15 protein-coding genes and 1 other RNA gene are annotated in these 19613 nt (G+C 57.7%); 9 read left to right on the forward strand and 7 right to left on the reverse strand.

Annotation, left to right across the window (positions count from 1 at the left end; genetic code table 11):
* Positions 1–9: 9 nt before the first annotated feature.
* On the reverse strand, positions 10–1932 hold the full coding sequence (locus tag SH661x_RS00090; protein ID WP_437226795.1) for a DUF1592 domain-containing protein: 1923 nt from the start codon (positions 1930–1932) through the stop codon (positions 10–12).
* 424 nt (positions 1933–2356) lie between these two features.
* Here SH661x_RS00090 and SH661x_RS00095 point away from each other — a divergent pair, with 424 nt between their 5' ends.
* Positions 2357–2572: a putative signal transducing protein gene (locus tag SH661x_RS00095; RefSeq protein ID WP_437226798.1), complete on the forward strand. Its 216-nt coding sequence runs from the start codon at positions 2357–2359 to the stop codon at positions 2570–2572.
* 18 nt (positions 2573–2590) lie between these two features.
* Here the strand turns inward: SH661x_RS00095 and SH661x_RS00100 are convergent, their stop codons facing one another.
* Positions 2591–3352 carry a 3-keto-disaccharide hydrolase gene (locus SH661x_RS00100; protein ID WP_437226800.1) on the reverse strand — a complete coding sequence of 254 codons (762 nt, stop codon included), beginning with the start codon at positions 3350–3352 and terminating at the stop codon, positions 2591–2593.
* 162 nt (positions 3353–3514) lie between these two features.
* On the reverse strand, positions 3515–4693 hold the full coding sequence (locus SH661x_RS00105) for an isocitrate/isopropylmalate dehydrogenase family protein (protein WP_437226802.1): 1179 nt from the start codon (positions 4691–4693) through the stop codon (positions 3515–3517).
* Positions 4694–5196: 503 nt separating this feature from the next.
* Here SH661x_RS00105 and SH661x_RS00110 point away from each other — a divergent pair.
* The 3 genes from SH661x_RS00110 to SH661x_RS00120 all read left to right on the forward strand — a co-directional run bounded on the left by SH661x_RS00110 (position 5197) and on the right by SH661x_RS00120 (position 7868).
* Entirely contained in the window at positions 5197–5946 is a 750-nt protein-coding gene (locus SH661x_RS00110) for a hypothetical protein (protein WP_437226804.1), read from the forward strand.
* A 138-nt stretch (positions 5947–6084) separates the two neighbouring features.
* The gene (locus SH661x_RS00115) at positions 6085–6879 is read left to right on the forward strand and encodes an alpha/beta hydrolase-fold protein (RefSeq protein ID WP_437226806.1); all 795 of its coding nucleotides are present in this window, start codon (positions 6085–6087) and stop codon (positions 6877–6879) included.
* Between the two features lie 98 nt (positions 6880–6977).
* Positions 6978–7868: an NAD(+)/NADH kinase gene (locus tag SH661x_RS00120; protein WP_437226809.1), complete on the forward strand. Its 891-nt coding sequence runs from the start codon at positions 6978–6980 to the stop codon at positions 7866–7868.
* A 31-nt stretch (positions 7869–7899) separates the two neighbouring features.
* Here the strand turns inward: SH661x_RS00120 and ssrS are convergent.
* Positions 7900–8103: non-coding RNA, 6S RNA (ssrS, locus tag SH661x_RS00125), on the reverse strand.
* Between the two features lie 278 nt (positions 8104–8381).
* Here ssrS and ispG point away from each other — a divergent pair.
* The gene (gene ispG / locus SH661x_RS00130) at positions 8382–9542 is read left to right on the forward strand and encodes a (E)-4-hydroxy-3-methylbut-2-enyl-diphosphate synthase (RefSeq protein WP_437226812.1); all 1161 of its coding nucleotides are present in this window, start codon (positions 8382–8384) and stop codon (positions 9540–9542) included.
* A 6-nt stretch (positions 9543–9548) separates the two neighbouring features.
* On the opposite strand, the gene SH661x_RS00135 is transcribed toward ispG, so the two are convergent.
* The 3 genes from SH661x_RS00135 to SH661x_RS00145 form a co-directional block, all read right to left on the reverse strand.
* Entirely contained in the window at positions 9549–10394 is an 846-nt protein-coding gene (locus SH661x_RS00135) for a uroporphyrinogen-III synthase (protein ID WP_437226814.1), read from the reverse strand.
* A 489-nt stretch (positions 10395–10883) separates the two neighbouring features.
* On the reverse strand, positions 10884–12215 hold the full coding sequence (locus SH661x_RS00140; protein ID WP_437226816.1) for a Gfo/Idh/MocA family oxidoreductase: 1332 nt from the start codon (positions 12213–12215) through the stop codon (positions 10884–10886).
* Positions 12216–12433: 218 nt separating this feature from the next.
* On the reverse strand, positions 12434–14506 hold the full coding sequence (locus SH661x_RS00145) for a thioredoxin-like domain-containing protein (RefSeq protein WP_437226818.1): 2073 nt from the start codon (positions 14504–14506) through the stop codon (positions 12434–12436).
* Positions 14507–15005: 499 nt separating this feature from the next.
* Here SH661x_RS00145 and moaC point away from each other — a divergent pair, with 499 nt between their 5' ends.
* The 4 genes from moaC to SH661x_RS00165 all read left to right on the forward strand — a co-directional run bounded on the left by moaC (position 15006) and on the right by SH661x_RS00165 (position 19590).
* Positions 15006–15527, forward strand: a complete 522-nt coding sequence (gene moaC / locus SH661x_RS00150) for a cyclic pyranopterin monophosphate synthase MoaC (protein ID WP_437226820.1) — start codon at positions 15006–15008, stop codon at positions 15525–15527.
* 9 nt (positions 15528–15536) lie between these two features.
* Positions 15537–16529: a polyprenyl synthetase family protein gene (locus SH661x_RS00155; protein ID WP_437226822.1), complete on the forward strand. Its 993-nt coding sequence runs from the start codon at positions 15537–15539 to the stop codon at positions 16527–16529.
* Positions 16530–16643: 114 nt separating this feature from the next.
* Positions 16644–18038 (forward strand): bifunctional folylpolyglutamate synthase/dihydrofolate synthase, encoded by a 1395-nt coding sequence (locus tag SH661x_RS00160; protein ID WP_437226824.1) that lies wholly within the window; start codon positions 16644–16646, stop codon positions 18036–18038.
* A gap of 523 nt (positions 18039–18561) precedes the next feature.
* Entirely contained in the window at positions 18562–19590 is a 1029-nt protein-coding gene (locus SH661x_RS00165; RefSeq protein WP_437226826.1) for a 6-phosphofructokinase, read from the forward strand.
* Positions 19591–19613: the final 23 nt, after the last annotated feature.

Raw genomic sequence — 19613 nt, forward strand, 5'->3', positions numbered from 1 at the left:
CGACACCTGTCATTTCTTGCAGTATCGATGACGGAACTGGTAGCTCAGAACAATCTGTTCCACCAGCGTGGCGGCCCGGTACTCAGATTTCTTCAACGCCTCGACGGCATTCTGGATCACGCAGTCGTCGTACTTGTTCAGATCGCGACCGATGGCATATCCGTACATTTTTCGACTCAGGTGCTTGAGAACCTCATCTTTTCGGTTCATCAACACGGTTTTCAGCTCAACGGGCCCATTGAAAGTTTCGCCTGAAGGGAGAGTCCCGGTCGAATCGATTGTTTGACCGGCGATATCAGCCCGCCACCGCCCCATGGGATCGAAGTTCTCCAGCCCGAAACCCAGCGGGTCCATGCGCGAATGGCAGGACGCACATTGTGGATTCGAACGATGAATCTCCAGCTGTTCCCTCAATGTCAGCTTGGAATCCTCCGGCTGTTCAGGAAGTGCCGGGACATCCGGCGGTGGAGGTGGGACCCGGCTCCCCAGAATCTCTTCCAGCAACCAGCGGCCACGCAACACCGGACTCGTACGCAGTGGATACGACGAGACCGTCAGCACGCTCGCCTGCGTCAAAACTCCTCCTCGGTTTCGATCGGTGAGGACAACCTTCCGCAGCTCGGGGCCAGTCACCTCTGGAATGCCGTACAACTTCGCCAGATCTTCGTTCACGTAGCTGTAATCCGCATCGAGGAGTTCCAGCAGGCTGCGATTCTCTGAAAACAATCCCGCAAAAAACCGTGCGGTTTCTCCTCGCATCGCCGCAGCCAGATCATCCGTGAACTCGGGAAAGTGCTGAGGGTCGGGGCGAATCCCGCCTCCCAGTGAAGTCAGTCCCAGCCACTGCATGGCAAAGTTTTCGCCCAGTGCCACAGAGCGCGGATCCTGAAGCATTCGATGGATCTGTCGCTGCAGCTCTTCATCTTTCTGTAGCAGGCCCGCATCCGCTGCATCCAGAAGCTCTTCGTCGGGAAGAGAGGACCACAGGAAGATTGCCAGCCGGGCTGCCAGAGGATGATCCGCTAAAGGGTAGATTCCTTCGCGTTCAGGCTCGGGCTCGGCCAAGAACAGGAAGTGAGGAGAAATCAGAACCCCCTGCAGCGCCGTCCGCAGACCTGCAAGATGACTCCCTCCCTGTTGAACCGTGGCGTCATAGAATTGCACGTAGCGATCAAGTTCTTCAGGGGAGACGCTTCTGCGAAATGCGCGACGAACCAGCGGAGCAAGAGTTTTCACCGCGAGATCTCGTCCGTTGACTCCATCAGCCAGTTGAGCTCCGCCGATTTCTGCACGACGTTGCTTCAGCAGGTCAGGTTCATCCTGCACGGGCTGATCCGGCCAGAGTGCAAATGTCACCCCTTCCGCGGTATCGAGATAGCGTTCGAGATGAATTGGAGAGAGAAACAGAGAATCACCGACAGCATCGAACCCCTCGCCTCCCGATCCGTCGGACGGAAGTTCCTGGGCGGCATCAACCTGGACTCCAGTCAGATCACGAATCGAGTTGACATACTCGGTTCGTGTCAACCGACGGCTCATCACATGGCCACGATAGAAATTCGTATTGCCGTCGTTTGCAATCTGATTACACGCCCCTTCTTCCTTCACGATTTCTTCGAGCCAGACCATCATGCGCCAGCGCTCGTCTTCGCTGGGCTGCGGCGAACCTTCAGGCGGCATCTCTTTGGGAACAACTCTGGACTGGACCGTGTCCCAGATTTTGCGGTCTGCGTGTGCCTGCTCGTACGTTTCAAAGCGAGTCAGGTCGAGTCCTCCTTCGCTCTTTTCCGCGGAGTGACATTTGCCGCAGAACTGGATAAGCAGCGGCTTAACGCTCTCGAAATTCTCCTGCGGTGTCCCAGCAGCAGCGACAGATTGAATCAGCACGACGAGACACGCTGTCAATCGAAATGTCGATGCGGAGGCGTTCATGACGGGAACTCAAACGTGGGGCAGTCGACGTGGGACCACAACTTTGAACAGATCAGAACCGGGTGAAGCTCCGTGGGGGAGCTGCAGTTGTCAGTTTAAAGACACGAATCTGAACTGATGCCAAGGCAGGTGGAAACAGGTGGGCGGGCGCTTCAATTGAGGTTTTCCAGATATGAGTTAATCAGACTGAAACCCCGCTGGCAAGTCCGTTTTCCGAGCCCCCCTGGCCTTCTCCGAGAATCTGCGTCCCGGCCGCCCCCACTTCCGATTAAATCACCCGACATTTGCGCCAATGCAACAATTTTCAATAAAAGAGAGGCCGACCCATATCACCTGCGAAAACGCGGTATACTGAAGGAACCTGAGGCGCGCAAGGCAACTTGCGCCACGACCGTTGCCAGCATCACCTGTTGAGGAACATCCGATGTCGTACGAAGAACTGATCCCGATCTACCAGACCACTGATGTCGGACGTGCCGAAATCATCAAAGCGGCACTCGAAGAACAGGGGATTCACTGCGCAATCGAAAACGCTCATCAAGCCGGCTTGAGCGGAGTGCTGGAATGCCGCCTGCACGTGCTCGCCAAGGATGAAGCGTTTGCACGCGAATTCATTTCGCAGCACGAGAAGACGGCATAAAAGTGTGATCCAGTGTGTTCAGCTCTTCGGCGCTGCTGCCTGATCCTCAGCGGGCAGCAGATCCCGGATCCAGATGTTTCGAAACCGGACCGGGTTGCCATGATAGCCCAGCTGCAATGACTCGCGGAGTCCATGTGCATGGTACTCGGGGGCCTTGTCCCAGGCTGTCGCCCCCAGCAACTGAAAATGATTCTGAATCAGAACCCCGTTCTGCAGGACCGTCATTGCTGCAGGTGATTCCAGAGTGCCATCAGCATTGAATCTCGGTGCGGTGAAGAAGATGTCATAGGTCTGCCATTCCCCGGGCTTCCGACAGGCATTAACCAACGGGGGATGCTGCTTGTAGATAGAGCCGCACTGGCCATCGAAATAAGTCGGATTCTCGTACGAATCCAGAATCTGCAGCTCATATCTCCCCATCAGGTAGACACCGTTATTCCCACGGCCCTGACCGCTTCCGGAGACCTTCTCTGGAGTAGCGAACTCCAGATGCAGCTGGCAGTCCCCGAACTTCTGCTTCGTTGCAACGGCACTTCCTGCGATGCCGTAACCGTCCTGAAATGTCCAGTTCTGAACATTCTCCCAGGCGTCCAGATGCTTGCCGTCCAAGAGCACAATCGCGTCTGAAGGAGGGGCGCTGCCAGTCCCCGGGGTGACGACTTTCGGCTCTTCCCAGGCAATGTTGCTTTTCCATTCGTCGAACGCCCAGGCGGCGGCTGTGACGACAAGCGCTGCAATCGCAAACGCACAGACTGACATCTTCGAGCGTACGCACGACATGAGATGTTCCCCACGGAGAGAGGTATCGCCTGACAACTCGCAGATGTCGGCGCGGATGATGTTCTCAGCTTTGATGATCCCGCGATTTCAGGACATCCGTCAAGTGTGCGCATGAAAACGCCGGGATTGTCTCCCGGCGTTTTCCCTGGCATCAAGGAGAAATTACTCGGCCTGCATCTTCTTGCAGATTGCTTCGGCCATCTGCAGCGTCCCGACAGCGGTCGGATCGTTGCGGTTGTCCTTCATGTCGTAGGTGACGTCTTTCCCTTCAGCGATCACAGCAGCGACGGCGCGATCCAGTTTGGCGGCCGCTTCCTTTTCACCCAGGTGTTCCAGCATCATACGGCCGGACAGGATGAGAGCTGTCGGGTTGACCTTGTTCTGCCCCTTGTACTTGGGAGCGCTTCCGTGGGTCGCTTCGAAGACGGCCCCTTCGGTTCCGATATTGGCTCCTGGAGCAACTCCGAGTCCGCCGACGAGTCCTGCACACAGATCGCTCAGAATATCTCCGTAGAGATTCGAGGTCAGAATGACGTCGTACAGTTCGGGCTTCTGCACGAGCTGCATGCACATGTTGTCGATCAGACGTTCGGTGTACTCGACCTTGCCGCCGAGATCAGGAACCTTGCCGACCAGTTCAGCATCGGGTGCGACTCCTTCAGCCAGATTGGGCCATTCGAACTTCGCACCGTAGGCCAGAGCCACTGCCCGGGTCTCGTCGTACCACAGGCCGTCGGTGTACTTCATGATGTTCGCTTTGCAGACCGAGCTGACGGACTTCCGGTCATGCTTGTGGGCATACTGGAAGGCGTAGTCGGCAATGCGGCGCGTCCCTTCATAAGACATCGGCTTGATGCTGATCCCGGTCTTGTCCGGACGGGTCCCGATCTTCTTGCCGGTGGCGAACTCATTGATGGTCTTGATCAGCTGTGCCGTCTTCTCGGCTCCAGCCTGAAACTCCACACCGGCATACAGGTCTTCCGTATTTTCACGGATCAGCACCAGGTCGACGGGGACGTGTTCAAAGAAGGTCCGCACACCTTTGTACTGCTTGCAGGGTCGAACGCAGGCGAACAGGTTGAGCTCCTGTCGCAGGTACACGTTCACGCTTCGGAACCCTTTTCCGATCGGAGTTGTGATCGGAGCCTTCAGAGCGACGCCGTTCTTTTTGATCGACGCCAGCACGCGGTCGGGAACCTTCCCCTCTTTCTCAATGACCTCGATCCCGCACTCCTGAACGTCCCAGTCGATTTTGACACCGGTGGCATCGATACAGCGACGTGTGGCTTCTGTGATTTCCGGGCCGACACCGTCTCCAGGAATGAGCGTAACATTATACATTGTCAGAACTTTCTTACCGTAAGCGAGAGGAGCCGAAGATCGGCGTATTCCGTCTTTTCTGCTGAGGCGTTGACCGTATCAGGATGAAAAGATGCTTTCAAGCTGCGGATTCTCCAAGGGAAAGCCCTTCAACACCTCAAGTGTAGTCATTTTGATAACCCTGAAAATCAACCCGACATCGCAGCAGACTCCCACCCTGCACGACTCAGTTTCCATAAGTCAATTCCACAGCATTAATTACCGCAGAAACACGGCTCGCCAAAGCAAGTGGCATCGGACCTGCAAATTCTTTCTGGCACGAATCGACCACCAGACTCCTCAGCGTGAGACCGGCCGGGCGATTTTCAACCTTAAGAATGCAGTCTCTCCTGCCTCCAGGCAGGCTCGATACCTGGTGCCGTGTGCGGGGCAGGCGTATTGCCCGTCACGTTCCTGCTCCGCCGCGGCACCTTAAGACAGAACACCCAGCAAGCCCCCTGAAACTCCCCCAGCGAACGAGAGCCATGATGCATCAGGAGCCCCTCGCCATGATGAACTGCCATGTGCCCCATCAACTTCGCCTCTACTCGCACCCACAATCGACACGCCATTCCTCGAAGGCGTTTTCAGACTGCGACTCTCTGGAACTCACAAGGAGCGTTGAAGCAGATTTTCTGCCCGCATCCTCGCTCTCCTACCACATGATGCCCGACTGCGTGGAAGATCAATCCGACCTTCTGGAGCAGTTGATCGGCGACTTCATTCAGTCTGTCCCTCCCGCGAAGTCCGTCGAACACGAAGCGGAGCGCTTTGTCGGCTGGATTGAAGAACACGAGCAGATCGACCCCGAACAGCGTGATCTGGTCCTGTGCCTGTATGCCCACCGGGCTGTCGAGACCGCAGCCCTTCAGAAGCGGCTGGCGCACGCCAGATTCACGGAGTTGCTGAAAAAATCCCAGACGCAGATCCCCACCCTGACCCGCCGCTCCAAGGTCACTCTCCGTCTGAACCCAGTGCATGTCTGGGCAACCTTCCAGACTCGGGTTCTGCTCAACCCGGAAAGCGAAGTCCCCGCGTGTGCCCTGTTCTATCAGGTCGGCCGGGAAGTCCAGACGGCCGTTCTCAATGGTCACCTGCTGGAACTCGTCCAGATGCTGGAGGAAGGCTCACTGAAAGTTTCCAGCCTCTTTGCCCATCTGCATCCCCACCTGGCCGATGACGTCTGGAAGGCCCTGCTCCGTCTGATCGAATTGAAAATCGTCGCGTTCGAATGACGGATCCATGCAGCCGCCCGAGATTCTTGCCCCGTCAACTCGCTGTCTTGCCGCGCAGTCTGTAAAAATCAGCCCGGGGCAGAAAGCGGTGGCCGGTTCTGCTGAACTCATTCTGGAAATCTCCATGAAGGAATTCGCGTGACGAAAAAACAGCCGGCAGGACGGACGACGTTTTTCTTCTTGGCAACGATCATCATGGGAAGCTGGGCAATGCCTGTATGCGGTGAGGACAACCCGGACCCCTTCGAAAAACAGACCTTCACATCTGCATCCGGCAGAACCCTCCCCTATCGCCTGCTGCGCCCCGCCGTCGTCGAACCGGGAGTTCGATATCCCGTCGTCCTGTTTCTGCACGGCGCGGGAGAACGAGGCGATGACAACCAGTCGCAGCTGGTTCATGTCGCCCGAGAGCTCGCGAAGCCCGACACCCGATCGCGTCACCCTGCGTTTGTGATCGCCCCTCAGTGTCCCGTCGACCACCAGTGGGTCGATGTCCCCTGGTCTGCCGACAGCCATACGATGCCGGAAAATCCCTCGGTGACTTTGGAGCTGGTCATCGAGCTGCTGAATTCACTGCGTGACAACGAATCGATGGACCAAGACCGGTTTTACGCAACAGGCCTTTCCATGGGAGGGTTCGGAACCTGGGACCTGCTGCAGCGGGAACCCGACAGATGGGCAGGCGCCATCGCCATCTGCGGAGGGGGCGATCCGGCATTCGCCTCGAAGATGAAGGATGTCCCCGTCTGGGCCTTTCACGGAGATGAGGATACGGTGGTGAAAGTGCATCGATCCCGCGAAATGGTTGACGCCCTGAAATCGGCCGGAGGCAGACCCATTTACACCGAGTACCCAAGGGTTGGCCACAACAGCTGGACAGCGACCGCGGAGAACCGACTCGTCTGGGACTGGCTGTTCTCTCAGACTCGATAGTCTGAACTCGCTCGGGTGTGGTATTCTTCGCTGCTGACCCCGACGGCCTTCTCAATCTTTGTGCATGCCACCCTGATCATCGCTCGACCGAGGAGTATATGGCCCAGCCCCCGCTGCGAGTGATTCTCATTGCAGGCGACCCGCGCGCCAGCGTCCAGAACACACTGGAGTCGCTGAAGGAACGACTGAATCAGCGACCCGGTATTGACCTGATTCATGTTTACACGGAAGACTCGGATCCGACTCCCTGGGGCGACGCCGAAATTGCTGTTGTCCTGGGTGGAGACGGGTCGATCCTGCGCGCCTGCCGGGCCTTCGGATCTCATCAGATTCCCATCCTGGGGGTGAATCTGGGCCGACTCGGATTTCTCGCCGATTCTTCTCCTGAGGATATCCCGAAGCTGGTCCCGCAACTCGAGGCCCGCGAGTTCGATATTGTCCCGCACCTGATGTACGAGTGCGTGCATCATCACGAAGACGGCACGGAGGAACGTTACCTGGGCCTCAACGAAGTCAGCCTGCTGGCAGGGGCCTCGCTGCAGATGGTCGATATCGAATTGTCGATCGACGGGGAGATGGTGACCACCTTCAGCGGAGATGGGCTGATCGTCAGTACGCCGGTGGGATCGACAGCTCACAATCTGTCGGCCGGGGGCCCGATTCTGCGTCAGGATCTCAAGGTGTTTGTGGTCACGCCGATCTGTCCGCACACATTGACGATTCGGCCCATCGTCGATCGTGCGACCGTTGAATATGTGATGACCGTGCCGCAGGCTCCGCCGGGGGTCATGCTGGTGGTCGACGGTCAGGTGAAGGTTCCATTCCTGCCGGGGGACCGCGTCACGATGCGTCAGGCCGATGTGAGTTTTCAACTCGTGCGACTGCATGGCCACAGCTTTTATGGCACCCTGCACCGCAAGCTGGGATGGCACGGACAACCCAGATACCGGCGTCCTCGCCGGGGCGAAGACCGACACGAAGGTGAATAACCGCAGGCATGCGGCGTTCGCGAAAAAAAGAAAAACCTCCGCAACGTGCCGGCGGATCGTCTTGTCCAGACCCGCAGTTTGAGGTGGGCACCACAGGCTCGGATTGTGGGAGCCGCTGGTCAGCCGCCGAAGCGGTAGACGAGCGGATATACACGCTGCCAGGCCAATGCAGTTCCCTGCGGGAAGGAAGTCGGGTCTACAAAATTCGATCCGGTATCGTACACAGCAGAGGTTTGTCGAAACCGCTGAATCAGCTGCTTCGGTAAGTGATCCTATCGCCCTGCGGGACCCGAAACAAGAGGCCACTTGCGGAGAATTCAAAACTGGAAATTCGTCGATGTTTTCAGTTGATTTCTCCCGAAAAGTGCGGTCCGGATTCCGAATTGCATGTGAACTGCCCGAAAACGGTTTCAGAAACTATGATGGACTTTCAGGGGATGTCCGCTGACGGACTTCCCCTTCGAATTTGAATCGAAGAGCCCGGGCTTCTCACCCGGAAAAGGATTTTCGAACGTGGAGCAACGTACACTTCCCCGCAATCCGACTCGCGCAGTTCGCATCGGCAGTGTCACCATTGGCGGCGGCCAGCCGATCGCGGTGCAGAGCATGACCGCGACCCACACCCAGAACATCGACGCCACGGTCGGGCAGATTAACGACCTCGTCGCTGCCGGGGCCGATGTGGTGCGGGTTGCCGTCGACAGCAAGAAAGATGCGGAAGCCCTCGCCGAGATCGCCCGACAGGTTCAGGCGAATCTCTCCGTCGACCTACAGGAAAATTATCGGCTGGCGGAAGTCGTCGCTCCACACGTCGCGAAGCTCCGTTACAACCCCGGACACCTGTACCACCATGAGCGGGAAAAGCCCTGGCAGGAGAAGGTTCGCTACCTGGCACAGATCGCACGTGATCACGATTGCGCTTTGCGGGTCGGAGTGAACTGCGGTTCGGTCGACCCCGACAAAAAGCAGAAGTACGACGAGCACGATTCCATCTCCCCCATGCTCGAAAGCGCAGCGGAACATTGCGAACTGCTCGACTCACTCGATTTCACCCGCTACTGCGTCTCGTTGAAAGATTCCGATCCCCGAAACGTCATCGAAGTGAATCAGCGATTCGCAGCCCTGCGTCCTGACGTGCCACTGCATCTGGGCGTGACCGAAGCCGGACTTCCTCCGGACGGGATCATCAAAACCCGCGTCGCCTTTGAACAGCTCATCAGCAGGGGAATCGGAGATACGATCCGTGTTTCGCTGACCGTTCCCAACTCCCGCAAGCCTGAAGAAATTGAAGCGGGTCGCAAGATCCTTGCTGATATCGCAGCTGGGCGGGTCCGTTCCGTCGTCGACTTCGGAACCAACTCGCTGAACATCATCAGCTGTCCCAGTTGCTCGCGTGTTGAAAACGAAGCCTTCATCGAACTGGCTCAGCAGGTCAAAGAGATGACCCGTTACGCAGAGCAGTATGCCATCACCATTGCCGTGATGGGATGCCGGGTGAATGGGCCCGGGGAAACGGACGATGCCGATCTCGGACTCTGGTGCGGCCCGAATCACGTGAATCTCAAACGGGGCCCGGAAAGTGTCGGTGCTTACACCTATGAAGAGATCCTGCCGAAGCTGCGGGCGGAACTCGACGCGGTGATTGCTCGAAAGCAGAAGACCCAGACTGCGTAATGTGATTCAGGGGGTCGCTGCGGGACGTTTCTTCGCGAGCACCTCTGGGGCGCACGCAAGAGTCTCCCGAGCCAGGTGAGCCATCTTTGGATGGCTCGGTTCCAGGTCCGGAGGCAGTCCCAGCGAGACCAGTCGCTCTGAGGCGGTCGGTCCGATGCTGCCGACGACACACCGATTGGCAGCTGCCAGCCACTCCTCGTTCTGCCCCATCGACTCTGCGACTTCCAGCACATGATTGAGTTGCTGCGCACTCGTCCAGAGGAGCACCTCGAACTCTCCTGCAATGGTGGCCCGGATCGCCTGTCGGAGCGGCTCGAGATCTTCAGGCAGGGCCCATTTGTAGACCGGGACAGGGATGACCTGGGCGCCTCGCTGCCCAAGCCAGTCATACAGGTCATGACTGGGGGCCCCGTATTCCTGCACCGCGACCACTTTCCCCTCCAGCTGCACCTGTTGACGATCGAGCTCGGCAGCCACATCCTGCCAGGTGTTGGGTTCGGGAGCCTTGATGTCGACCCGGATTTTCAGTTTCGACAGGGCTGCAACCGGCTTGGGTCCGCGAGCAACAACCAGACGTTCCTGCAGGGCGGTCCCCGTCGATTCATCCTGCTGCTGTGAGGCAAGGGCAGCGAAGAGTGCTTCCGTCCCCACACCGGTCATGAAGATGACAACATCGATGTTTCCAGCCTGCAGCCGGTCGGCGAACTCAAAGGCGGCCACGTTATCCGAAAGCCGGATTTCCCGCATCGAGGGGGCGATCGTCGGAAGTCCCCCGGAACGTTCGATCAGACGAGACATCTCATCACGGCGACGACTTTCGAACGAACAGACACGCAACTGAGGAGTATTCATGGCCGAATCATATCGACCCTGGAATCGAGTTGCAGGTGAAGAAACTTACCCGGAAGAGACCGGCGAAACCTGCTTCAGAAAATAACAAAAGCGAGTGAAGATGACTGGGGGCGTGGGCGCTCGCCCGGAAACAGGCCAACAAGGACAGCTCCGGCCACACCCCCAGTCATACATCACTCGCTTTTGCTGATTGACCATAAGGCAAGCTTCGTGCCAGCTACAAAAACTCTCTAAAAATTATTTTTAACATATTGTCACAAAACAAGTTACAAGATCCGAACTGACGCGAAGCGAATTTTCAGTGCCGAGAGAACAGGCAGATTTCCAGGATCGTGCCTGTTCGCGCAACAGGTCATACGCACACGAACCGAAACCCTCATGGTCAGAAGGTCATCGCTGTATCCGGTTCAGGGACGCAGTCGATCCTGAAATGAAAAGAGCGAGCGTCCGCAGACGCTCGCTCGACTAAAGGTCTTCGCCCGAAAATGCTCAGACTTTGGCCAGTTCCCACCCTTTACGGTAGGGCTTGCTCAACAGGTCGTTGGCAGCTGCTGAGCCGGTGAATTTGAGATCCGGAGCGTTCCACTTCAGCAACTCACCCGGGAGTCGGCAGGCAATCGTTCCGAGCAGAACCGTTTCTGTCAGCGGACCGGAGTAGCTGAAGAGTGATGTCGTTTCACCCTCTCCCCGGCAGGCGTCCACCCAGGAGGTGTAATGATCCCGCGGAGTCAGCGTGGGGAACTTGTAGTCGGTAAACTTTTCCTGCGGGTAAACCTGAGGAGCAGCGACATGCGGGATGACGAGAAATCCCTTCTCGCCGATCAGCACGGAACCGGCGGTCGGAAGTTCGACACTCTCCGGGATTCCGAGCTTTTCACGCGGAGGCTTCACTTCGGCGCCGTCGCACCAGGTGACATTGATCGTCGGACCGGCCGTATACTCCGTGCCGGGGAAGACGTATTCCACCAGCGAGGCGTTTTGCCAGACTTCCTTGTTCATCTCCGGGGCCTGCCCACGAATGGAAGTGGGGGCGGTCAACTTCAGACTGGTGAAAACGGGATCGAGGATATGGCACCCGAAATCTCCCAGCTGTCCGGTCCCGAAGTCCTGCCAGTTCCGCCAGTTGAACGAATGATAGCATTCAGACTTGTAGGGCCGTTCCGGAGCAACGCCGATCCAGTTGTCCCAGTGGACGGTCGACGGCACGGGATCGCTCCCGGGGAGACGATCGGTCCACTTTCTCCAGCTCGGGTCTCCGCTCCGCCAGGAAAAGACTTCCTTCACCTTGCCGATCGTGCCGTCATGCACTGCCTGCGTGGCCTGACGGTAGAAGTCATGCGAATGGATCTGATTCCCCATCTGCGTGACCACCTTGGCCTTCTCGGCAGCCTGACGCATCAGCCGGGCCTCCTGAACCGTATGCGTCAGTGGCTTCTCACAATACACGTGCTTGCCGAGTGCCATCGCAGCCAGAGAAACCGGGGCGTGCATGTGGTCCGGAGTCGAGACCTGGACAGCGTCGATGCCTTTGAGTTCCAGAAGCTTCCGCCAGTCAGTGAAGCGTTCCGCCTTGGAAAACTTCTCAGCCGCACGTCCCATAAACTGCGGCGATTCATCAATATCGCATAACGCCACCACGTTCACATAGGGACTGGCGGCAATCGCGTTGAGATCGCCCCAGCCCTGTCCGCCGACTCCGACAACGGCCAGATTCAGCTTGCTGTTGGCATCCGCCCGGGTGATGCGAGGAGAAATCAACGTTCCCGCCAGTCCAGCCATGGCGGTTGATTTCAGAAACGTTCGGCGATTCAGTCGCGACATGAAATCTCCTCTGAAGATCAGAATGACTCGGCAGTCAGTCAGGCAACTCGCTGCAGCCCGCAAGAGGCGTGGAGCGAGCACCGGACAACGCATCCATCATGACTGTTCCGTGTTCCTGCGCCCAGCGAACAGCTCCATTGGCCGACTGCCCGGCACCATGCCTTCGATCGTTCACTCTGTTTCGACAACGAGTGAAAGAGAAAACACGTCCAGTCAGGTTACTGTCCCGGTTTCGCCGTCAGCGAAATGACGCTCGTTCCCTGATCTGCGACCGTCACCGGGATCTTCCATTGCTGGGTTCCGAAGTGACAAAGACCGCCGGTGCCGTGCTTGCAGTACTGATAGGTGAGTGTCAGAGTGACTTCACCGCTCCCGGCAGTTCCCGTCAGCGGAAGAGAGAGAGTCGCTGTCTTCGCGGACTTTTCGGCACGCATCCGTTTTCCGAGCGCAGCCGGATCAATCAGTTGACTTCCCTCTGACTGGGTGACCTGATAAATCACCGGGGCCAGTTCATTGAGTTGATGATCGGTTGGAAGTTCGAAGCTGATCTCCACCTTGGCGGGCTCACCGGATGCCAAGGTCACCGCTGGCACTGCGACCCCTTTGCCGGTGAAGTTCTCCTCTTCAGCGGACTTGGCAGGAGCGGGAGGAGTCAGTCCTTCAATCAACAGTTCCTGCGTCGCCTTGGATTGCAGATCCGTCACCAGAATGCGGTGATTGTTGGTATCGGCGATGAACATTTTGTTCCCCGCGATCGCCAGACCCGCCGGTTCCGACATCTGCACCGGGTCGAGCCCCTTGCCACGTTCGCCGGTCCCCAGCCACGTGACGGCAGTCCGCTTGAGGGGATCGACCTTCTTGATCTTGTCGTTGTAGGTGTCAGCGACATACAGGCTGCCGTCGTGATAGACCAGTCCGATCGGATGCTGCAGGCGAACGGTATCCCCTTGGCCGTCGATATCTCCGAACTCGAAGAGTGATCTGCCTTGCGGGAAGTCATGCGGTCCGACCACGGTGACCACGCTGCCGGGATTTCCCAGTTCGATGCGTCGAACGGCAGAGCCTTCACTGTCCACGATGTACAGTGCCTGTCCGTCCGTGACGATGTCCGACGGCTGGGCGAGAGCCGACTCCTGCAAGGTGCCGTCGATGATGTCTTCCCGGCCGCTTCCAACCAGTGGAGTAATTACCTCGGAACCGATCTTATGTCTCCAGATCTGGTGCGGCCCGGCCATGGCGATGTACAGCATCCCTTTGAATTCCTGCAGCGCCCATGGGCTGTTGAGAGGGGTCTTCTTGGTCGAAAGGGCTGCCCCCAGTGCTGGCCGAAGATGCGACTGCACACCGGTCCCGGCGATCGTCGTGACCTTCTCGTTCTTCAGGTCGACTTTGCGAAGCTTGTGATTTTCCGTGTCCGCGACGTAGAGATCGGTGCCGACCAGTGCCAGTCCCTGCGGGTGATCGAACGAGGCCTGATCAAAACTGCCATCTTTGGCGCCGATCGCACCTGTGCCAATGATCTTCTGCAGCTCCCCCGTCAGGGAGGTGATGACGATGCGGTTGTGATTGCTGTCGGTGATAAACAACCGCTGCCCTGCTTCGTCAGCAAGGATCTTTCCGGGATACCGCAGCGGGGTCGGTTCTGCTTTGGCCCGTTCGAGATTGAACTTCACCGGGGTTTCGTCCAGCGTCTTCTTGGCACGGTGATAAGTCACCATTTTGCCAATCACCTGATCGAACAGATCTCGATTTCCTTCGCCAGGCTGGCGACCGACAAAGTTTCCTTCGGGGTCGATCAAGACCAGTGTCGGCCAGCTGTTGAAGTCGTACTTCCGGGCGATGACCATGTTGGAATCGTTGATGACCGGATGCTCGATCTCATAACGCATGATCGCTTCACGAATGTTTTCGCTTTCTTTTTCGTTATCGAATTTCGCGGAGTGCACGCCGATGACCACGAGCTGATTCGGATACTTCTGCTCCAGGTACTTCAGGTCCGGCAGGATGTGCATGCAGTTGATGCAGCAATACGTCCAGAAGTCGAGCAGCACGATTTTCCCACGCAGATCCTGCAGCGAGATCGGGCCCGATGTGTTCAGCCATTCAGTTCCCCCATCCAGACTCGGAGCTGGAAACTTCCCGGGGAATGGATTATCCCCTGCAGCAGCGAGTCGAGTTCCGGGAGCAGACTCATCTGCCTGAAGCCGGGAAGCGCCCATCCAGGGCCCAGCCACAGTCGATGTCAGGATCATGGCTGCAGCCGCAACGATCAGGCGAACTTGATGAGACATCCTCAAACTCCTTCCTCAAGGGCTTCTGGCCATCACCAGCCATCACGTCGCTGAGAGGCCCGGACTTTCCAGGAAATCAGTTCCCCTAATGGTAGAGAAGGCTCCAAGAAGCGGCCACCCAGCGGGCTGAAAAATTGGCACAATCCATCTGCCGCGTAGCACTTCCGTTACCGAGAGCCCCCAGTTTCCTGCCCGTCTGATGTGCACCTTTCACTCAGCTTTCACCGCATTCTACGACGGAAGGAAGTCGCCACGCGGATCAGCAACGTCCCCTTCTCATCAGGACTTGTTGATTATATGCATCAAAATTTCCTGTTCTGCGTTTCGAAAACTTCAGGCTGTGGGGTGTGTCGGAATGCCCCACAATATCTATCATGTGTCAGACTCGCTTGAGAGGGGCCAGAAGACTTGAGGCCGGCGGAAACGTCCGGGACTGTATGGGTCCCCCGCAGCAGCTCATCGAAGCGACATAGCACTGAACTGCCAGTTACCCAGAACAATGTCACCGCTGACTCATTTTGACAATTCCGGTGCGACCCGCATGGTGCAGGTCGGCTCCAAGAATGTCACTGCGCGATCTGCCCGCGCCGAGGCGGTTGTGACGATGTGTCCGGAAACCCTGCAGCTCATTCTCGACCGAAAAGTCGCCAAAGGTGACGTGAGAGAAGTCGCTCGCCTGGCAGGGATTATGGCGACAAAGCGAACAGCGGAACTCATTCCACTGTGCCATTCGCTCGGTCTGGACGGCGCGGAGATCGAGTTTGAAGTGTTGGGAGATCACCAGCTGCGGCTGGAGTCATCCGTGAGTGTTCACGCACGGACCGGGGTGGAAATGGAAGCGCTGACGGCCGTGTCTGTCGCCGCTCTCACCATCTATGACATGTGTAAGTCAGTCGATCGGAGCATGGAAATCAGCGGGATTCGCCTGCTGGAGAAATGCGGCGGGGAAAGTGGCCATTTTCTCCGTGAAAAGACACAATTGAATGCGGTTGGCGTGCAGCAGCACGACCGCGCACTTTGAAGGTTGGTCATGGCCCAGTTACAGAATGTGAATGAATTGCTCGAACGAACCCGCTTCATCCTGGGGGATGCCCTGGAGGATGTGGACCAGCGTTTCGAGATGGAGCTGGCATCGGAAAATCCGTTTGTCCACGATATCAACGAGCACACCCGGCGTTTCCGTGGAAAGCGTCTGCGTCCGCTGCTGTGCCTGCTCACCGCTCAGGCCGTCGGCAAGGTGACGGAATCCCACCGGATTCTCGCAGCTGTGGTGGAGATGATTCACACAGCCACGCTGATTCATGACGACGTTCTGGACGACGCTGATGTCCGTCGCCACGTCGCGACCGTGCATGTCCGCTGGAGCAACCAGACCAGCGTGCTGTACGGGGACTACCTATTCACACACGCGTTTCATCTGGCTGCCAGCACCGGCAGCGCGGAAGCCTGCCGCATGATCGGCCGGGCGACCAATCGGGTCTGCGAAGGGGAATTGATGCAGACCCGCAGCCGCGGAAATCTGTCTCTGACCGAAGAAGACTACTTCGCCATCATCGACGGCAAAACCGCCGAGCTGTGTGCGGTCGCCTGTGAAATCGGTGCCCGTTACGCCGACGCCAGCGATGAAATCGTGGCGGCCATGGAAAATTACGGCCGAAACCTCGGTAAGGCCTTCCAGATCGCCGACGACGTTCTCGACCTGATCGGAATTGAATCCTCCGTCGGCAAAACGCTGGGAACGGACTTGTCCCAGCAGAAGTTGACGTTGCCGATCATTCGACTGCTCAACAACGCCACCCCCGAATTGCGGGAGCGACTCGTCGCACATCTCGAGGGCGGTTCGGACGAAGATTGCCGGGAGATCGCCCGTCACGCTCGCGAGCAGGGAGCGATTGATGACTCCCTGGCGACAGCTTACGAATGCGCCGAAGCGGCCCGACGTGAACTACAGCTTCTTCCGCCGTCTGCTGCTCGGGATGTTCTGTTTCAGCTTCCGGCCATGTCCATCGATCGCAGCTGTTGACTTCCGTCCAAACCACATCACATTGAACTGCATCGGCGAGATAAACCCGAAACTCAGGCCTCCTGCAGTTTCACGCCCGATGAGTCGACATACCGAGCTTTGAAGAGTCTGCAGTTGAGCGATCCGACTGTGCCTGAGGTCAATTCCTGCCTGTCCGATGAAGCTCGTTATCAGCGTGCCATCGACGAGATGTATGGTCGGCTGAATTACGAACGGACTCCGGACGCGGCCCGCTCACTGCAGGATTTCCGCCTGACGCAGATGCGGGAACTGCTGGCCGCTCTGGGAAACCCGCAGCTGTCCGTGAAGACCGTGCACATTGCCGGCTCCAAGGGGAAGGGCTCGACTGCAACCATGGTTGCCCGCATCGCGGAAGCTGCCGGACACCGCGCTGGTCTCTTCACCTCACCGCATGTCGATCGCTTCGAAGAGCGATTCACAATCAACGGAAAAACTCCCACTCAACGGGAAGTCGCGGATCTGTACGACCGACTCCGCAGCGTGATCGATGCTCTGCCTGCCGATCATCCGGCAGCGAACCCGACTTTCTTCGAAATCGCAACCGCACTCGCCTGGATGTATTTCGCCGACCAGCAGGTCGATCTGGCGGTGATGGAAGTCGGCCTCGGGGGTCGGCTCGATTCGACAAACGTCTGCAGTCCGCTCGTCACTGTCATCACAAGTATCAGCCGCGATCATGTGCGTCTGCTCGGCAATACTCTGGCGCTGATTGCCCGTGAGAAAGCAGGCATCATCAAGCCGGGCATCCCGATCGTAACGAATGTCCCCGACTCTGATCCGGCCGAAGCGACTGAAGAGATCGCACTGGCCAATGCAGCTCCTCAGTATCGGTTGGGCGTCGAATTCCATCATCACCCGCATTCGCTCAACAGCGGCGATCAAGACCTGCCGGCTCACTACACATTCGACTTCAAAGGATTCGGAGTCGACTGGAAGAATCTGCAGCTCGGGATGCCGGGGGAACATCAGACTCGCAACGGCGCCCTCGCGGTCGCGGTCACAATGCTGCTTCGCGAACGGGGTGTGAACCTTCCCGAGGAAGCGATCCGGCAGGGATTAAAGAACGCCTGTTGCCCGCTGCGGGTCGAAGTTCTCAGCCGGGCCCCGCTGACGGTCGTTGACGCTGCCCACAATCCCGCGTCCATCACTGCCCTGTGTGAAACGTTGCGATCGGTTTCAGCGAAACGCCGTATTGCGATCTTCGCCAGTTCGCGAGACAAGGAAGCGGATGTCCTGCTCAGCATTCTGAATGAATCGATGGACGAGATCTGGTTGACCCGGTTCACCAACAATCCCCGCGCTATCGAGTTCGCGGAACTGGAAGCCATCGCTGCCCGGCACCTGACCAAACCGTGGCGACTATTCGAGACTCCACAAGAAGCGATTTCGACAGCACAGGCAACGACCCGACCGGACGACCTGATCTGCATCACGGGGTCATTCTTCCTGGCGGCCGAAGCGAAGGCGATCCTGACCGCGGATGGCTGAATTGCCCTCTCCGGGAAGCTCTCCCTGATGGCGATACGGTTCACTACAGAGACGCCGAGGCACGGAAAGGTAAGAACCGCGAATCAGGCGAATTGAACGAATGAATGATCGGCGATCGCCTCCGAGCCAAGTCTTCATTTTTCAAAATCGGAATATATTCTGATTCAATCCCCTGCGTTTCAGTCGGCCTGATACAAGTGTGAAATTCGCATGATTCGTGTCATTCGCGGTTTATAACTCCGTGCTACCGCGTCTTCGTGGCAAGAATCAATATTCTTTGATCTCCCCGCTCGCGCCTCCAAGTCTCGTTCCGGTCGCCGAAACCGGAGCGCTCTTGAATGCCGCTGGGTGTCTCTTTACGATTTCCCCCGGAAATGCCGGCTGCCCGTGAACCGGGATAAGTTGAGCTGTCGCGTCTCATGAACACTCAGCGGGCGTGCGTCTGGGAACTTGACTGTCTTGTGAAGTTCCCCATCCATTTGTGCGAATGCTCGCACCACTTTTTCAATATTGGAGCAAGAACATGAAAGTCGCCTGTCTGACAGGGGGCGGGGACTGCCCGGGTCTGAATGCAGTCATCCGCGGAGTCGTTCGAACGATTGCCAATAACGGCGGTGAAACGATCGGCCTGCTGGAAGGCTGGCGCGGCGCAATCGAAGGGAATTTCGTTCCCCTCGATCCCATGCAGACGGATGAAACTCTGCACCTGGGTGGAACAATTCTCGGATCATCTCGGACCAATCCGTACAAGAACGAAGGCCAGGTTAAGCAGATTGTGGAGACGTTCCACAAGCTGAAGCTGGACGCCCTCGTCGCGATCGGCGGAGACGACACGCTGGGAGTCGCCAGCAAGCTGTACCGCGATTATCAGCTGCCGACCATCGGTTGCCCGAAAACAATCGATAATGACCTCAGCAGCACCGACTTCACCTTCGGGTTCGACACCTGTCTGAACACCGTGATGGAAGCGGTCGACCGCCTGCGGACCACGGCGGAATCTCACCGCCGAGTGTTGGTCGTGGAAGTGATGGGTCGCCACGCCGGCTGGATCACCTGCTTCTCCGGAATCGCCTGTGCAGCTGACGCCATTCTCGTTCCTGAACAGGAGTGCGATCTGGAAGAGCTGTGCGATCGCCTGAAGCGTCGTCGCGCTGCCGGCAAGAAGTACGGAATCGTCCTGGTGAGCGAAGGTGCCAAGCTCAAAGGTCAGGACTTCATCACCAAGGATGCTGAAGTCGATGACTTCGGACATATCAAGCTCGGGGGCATCGGTGCCCGCGTCGCCAAGATCATTGAAAAAGCGACCGGCATTGAAACTCGTGATGTCACCCTCGGACACCTCCAGCGTGGGGGTTCCCCAAGTGCCTACGACCGCGTGCTCGGTACCCGTCTGGGAATCCACGCCGCACGTCTGGCCATCAAGAAGGACTTCGGCAAGATGGTCGCCCTGCGTGGCCTGCACATCGTCGCTGTCCCGCTGGCTGAAGCAGTCGGCACGATGCGGACGCTGTATCCGGAATTCCTGGACGAAGCGAGCGAGTTCCTGAAGTAGGAACTTCTGACCAACGCAATGCT

The organism is Planctomicrobium stercoris (genome assembly GCF_051465655.1).
Classification (GTDB): Bacteria; Planctomycetota; Planctomycetia; order Planctomycetales; family Planctomycetaceae; genus Planctomicrobium.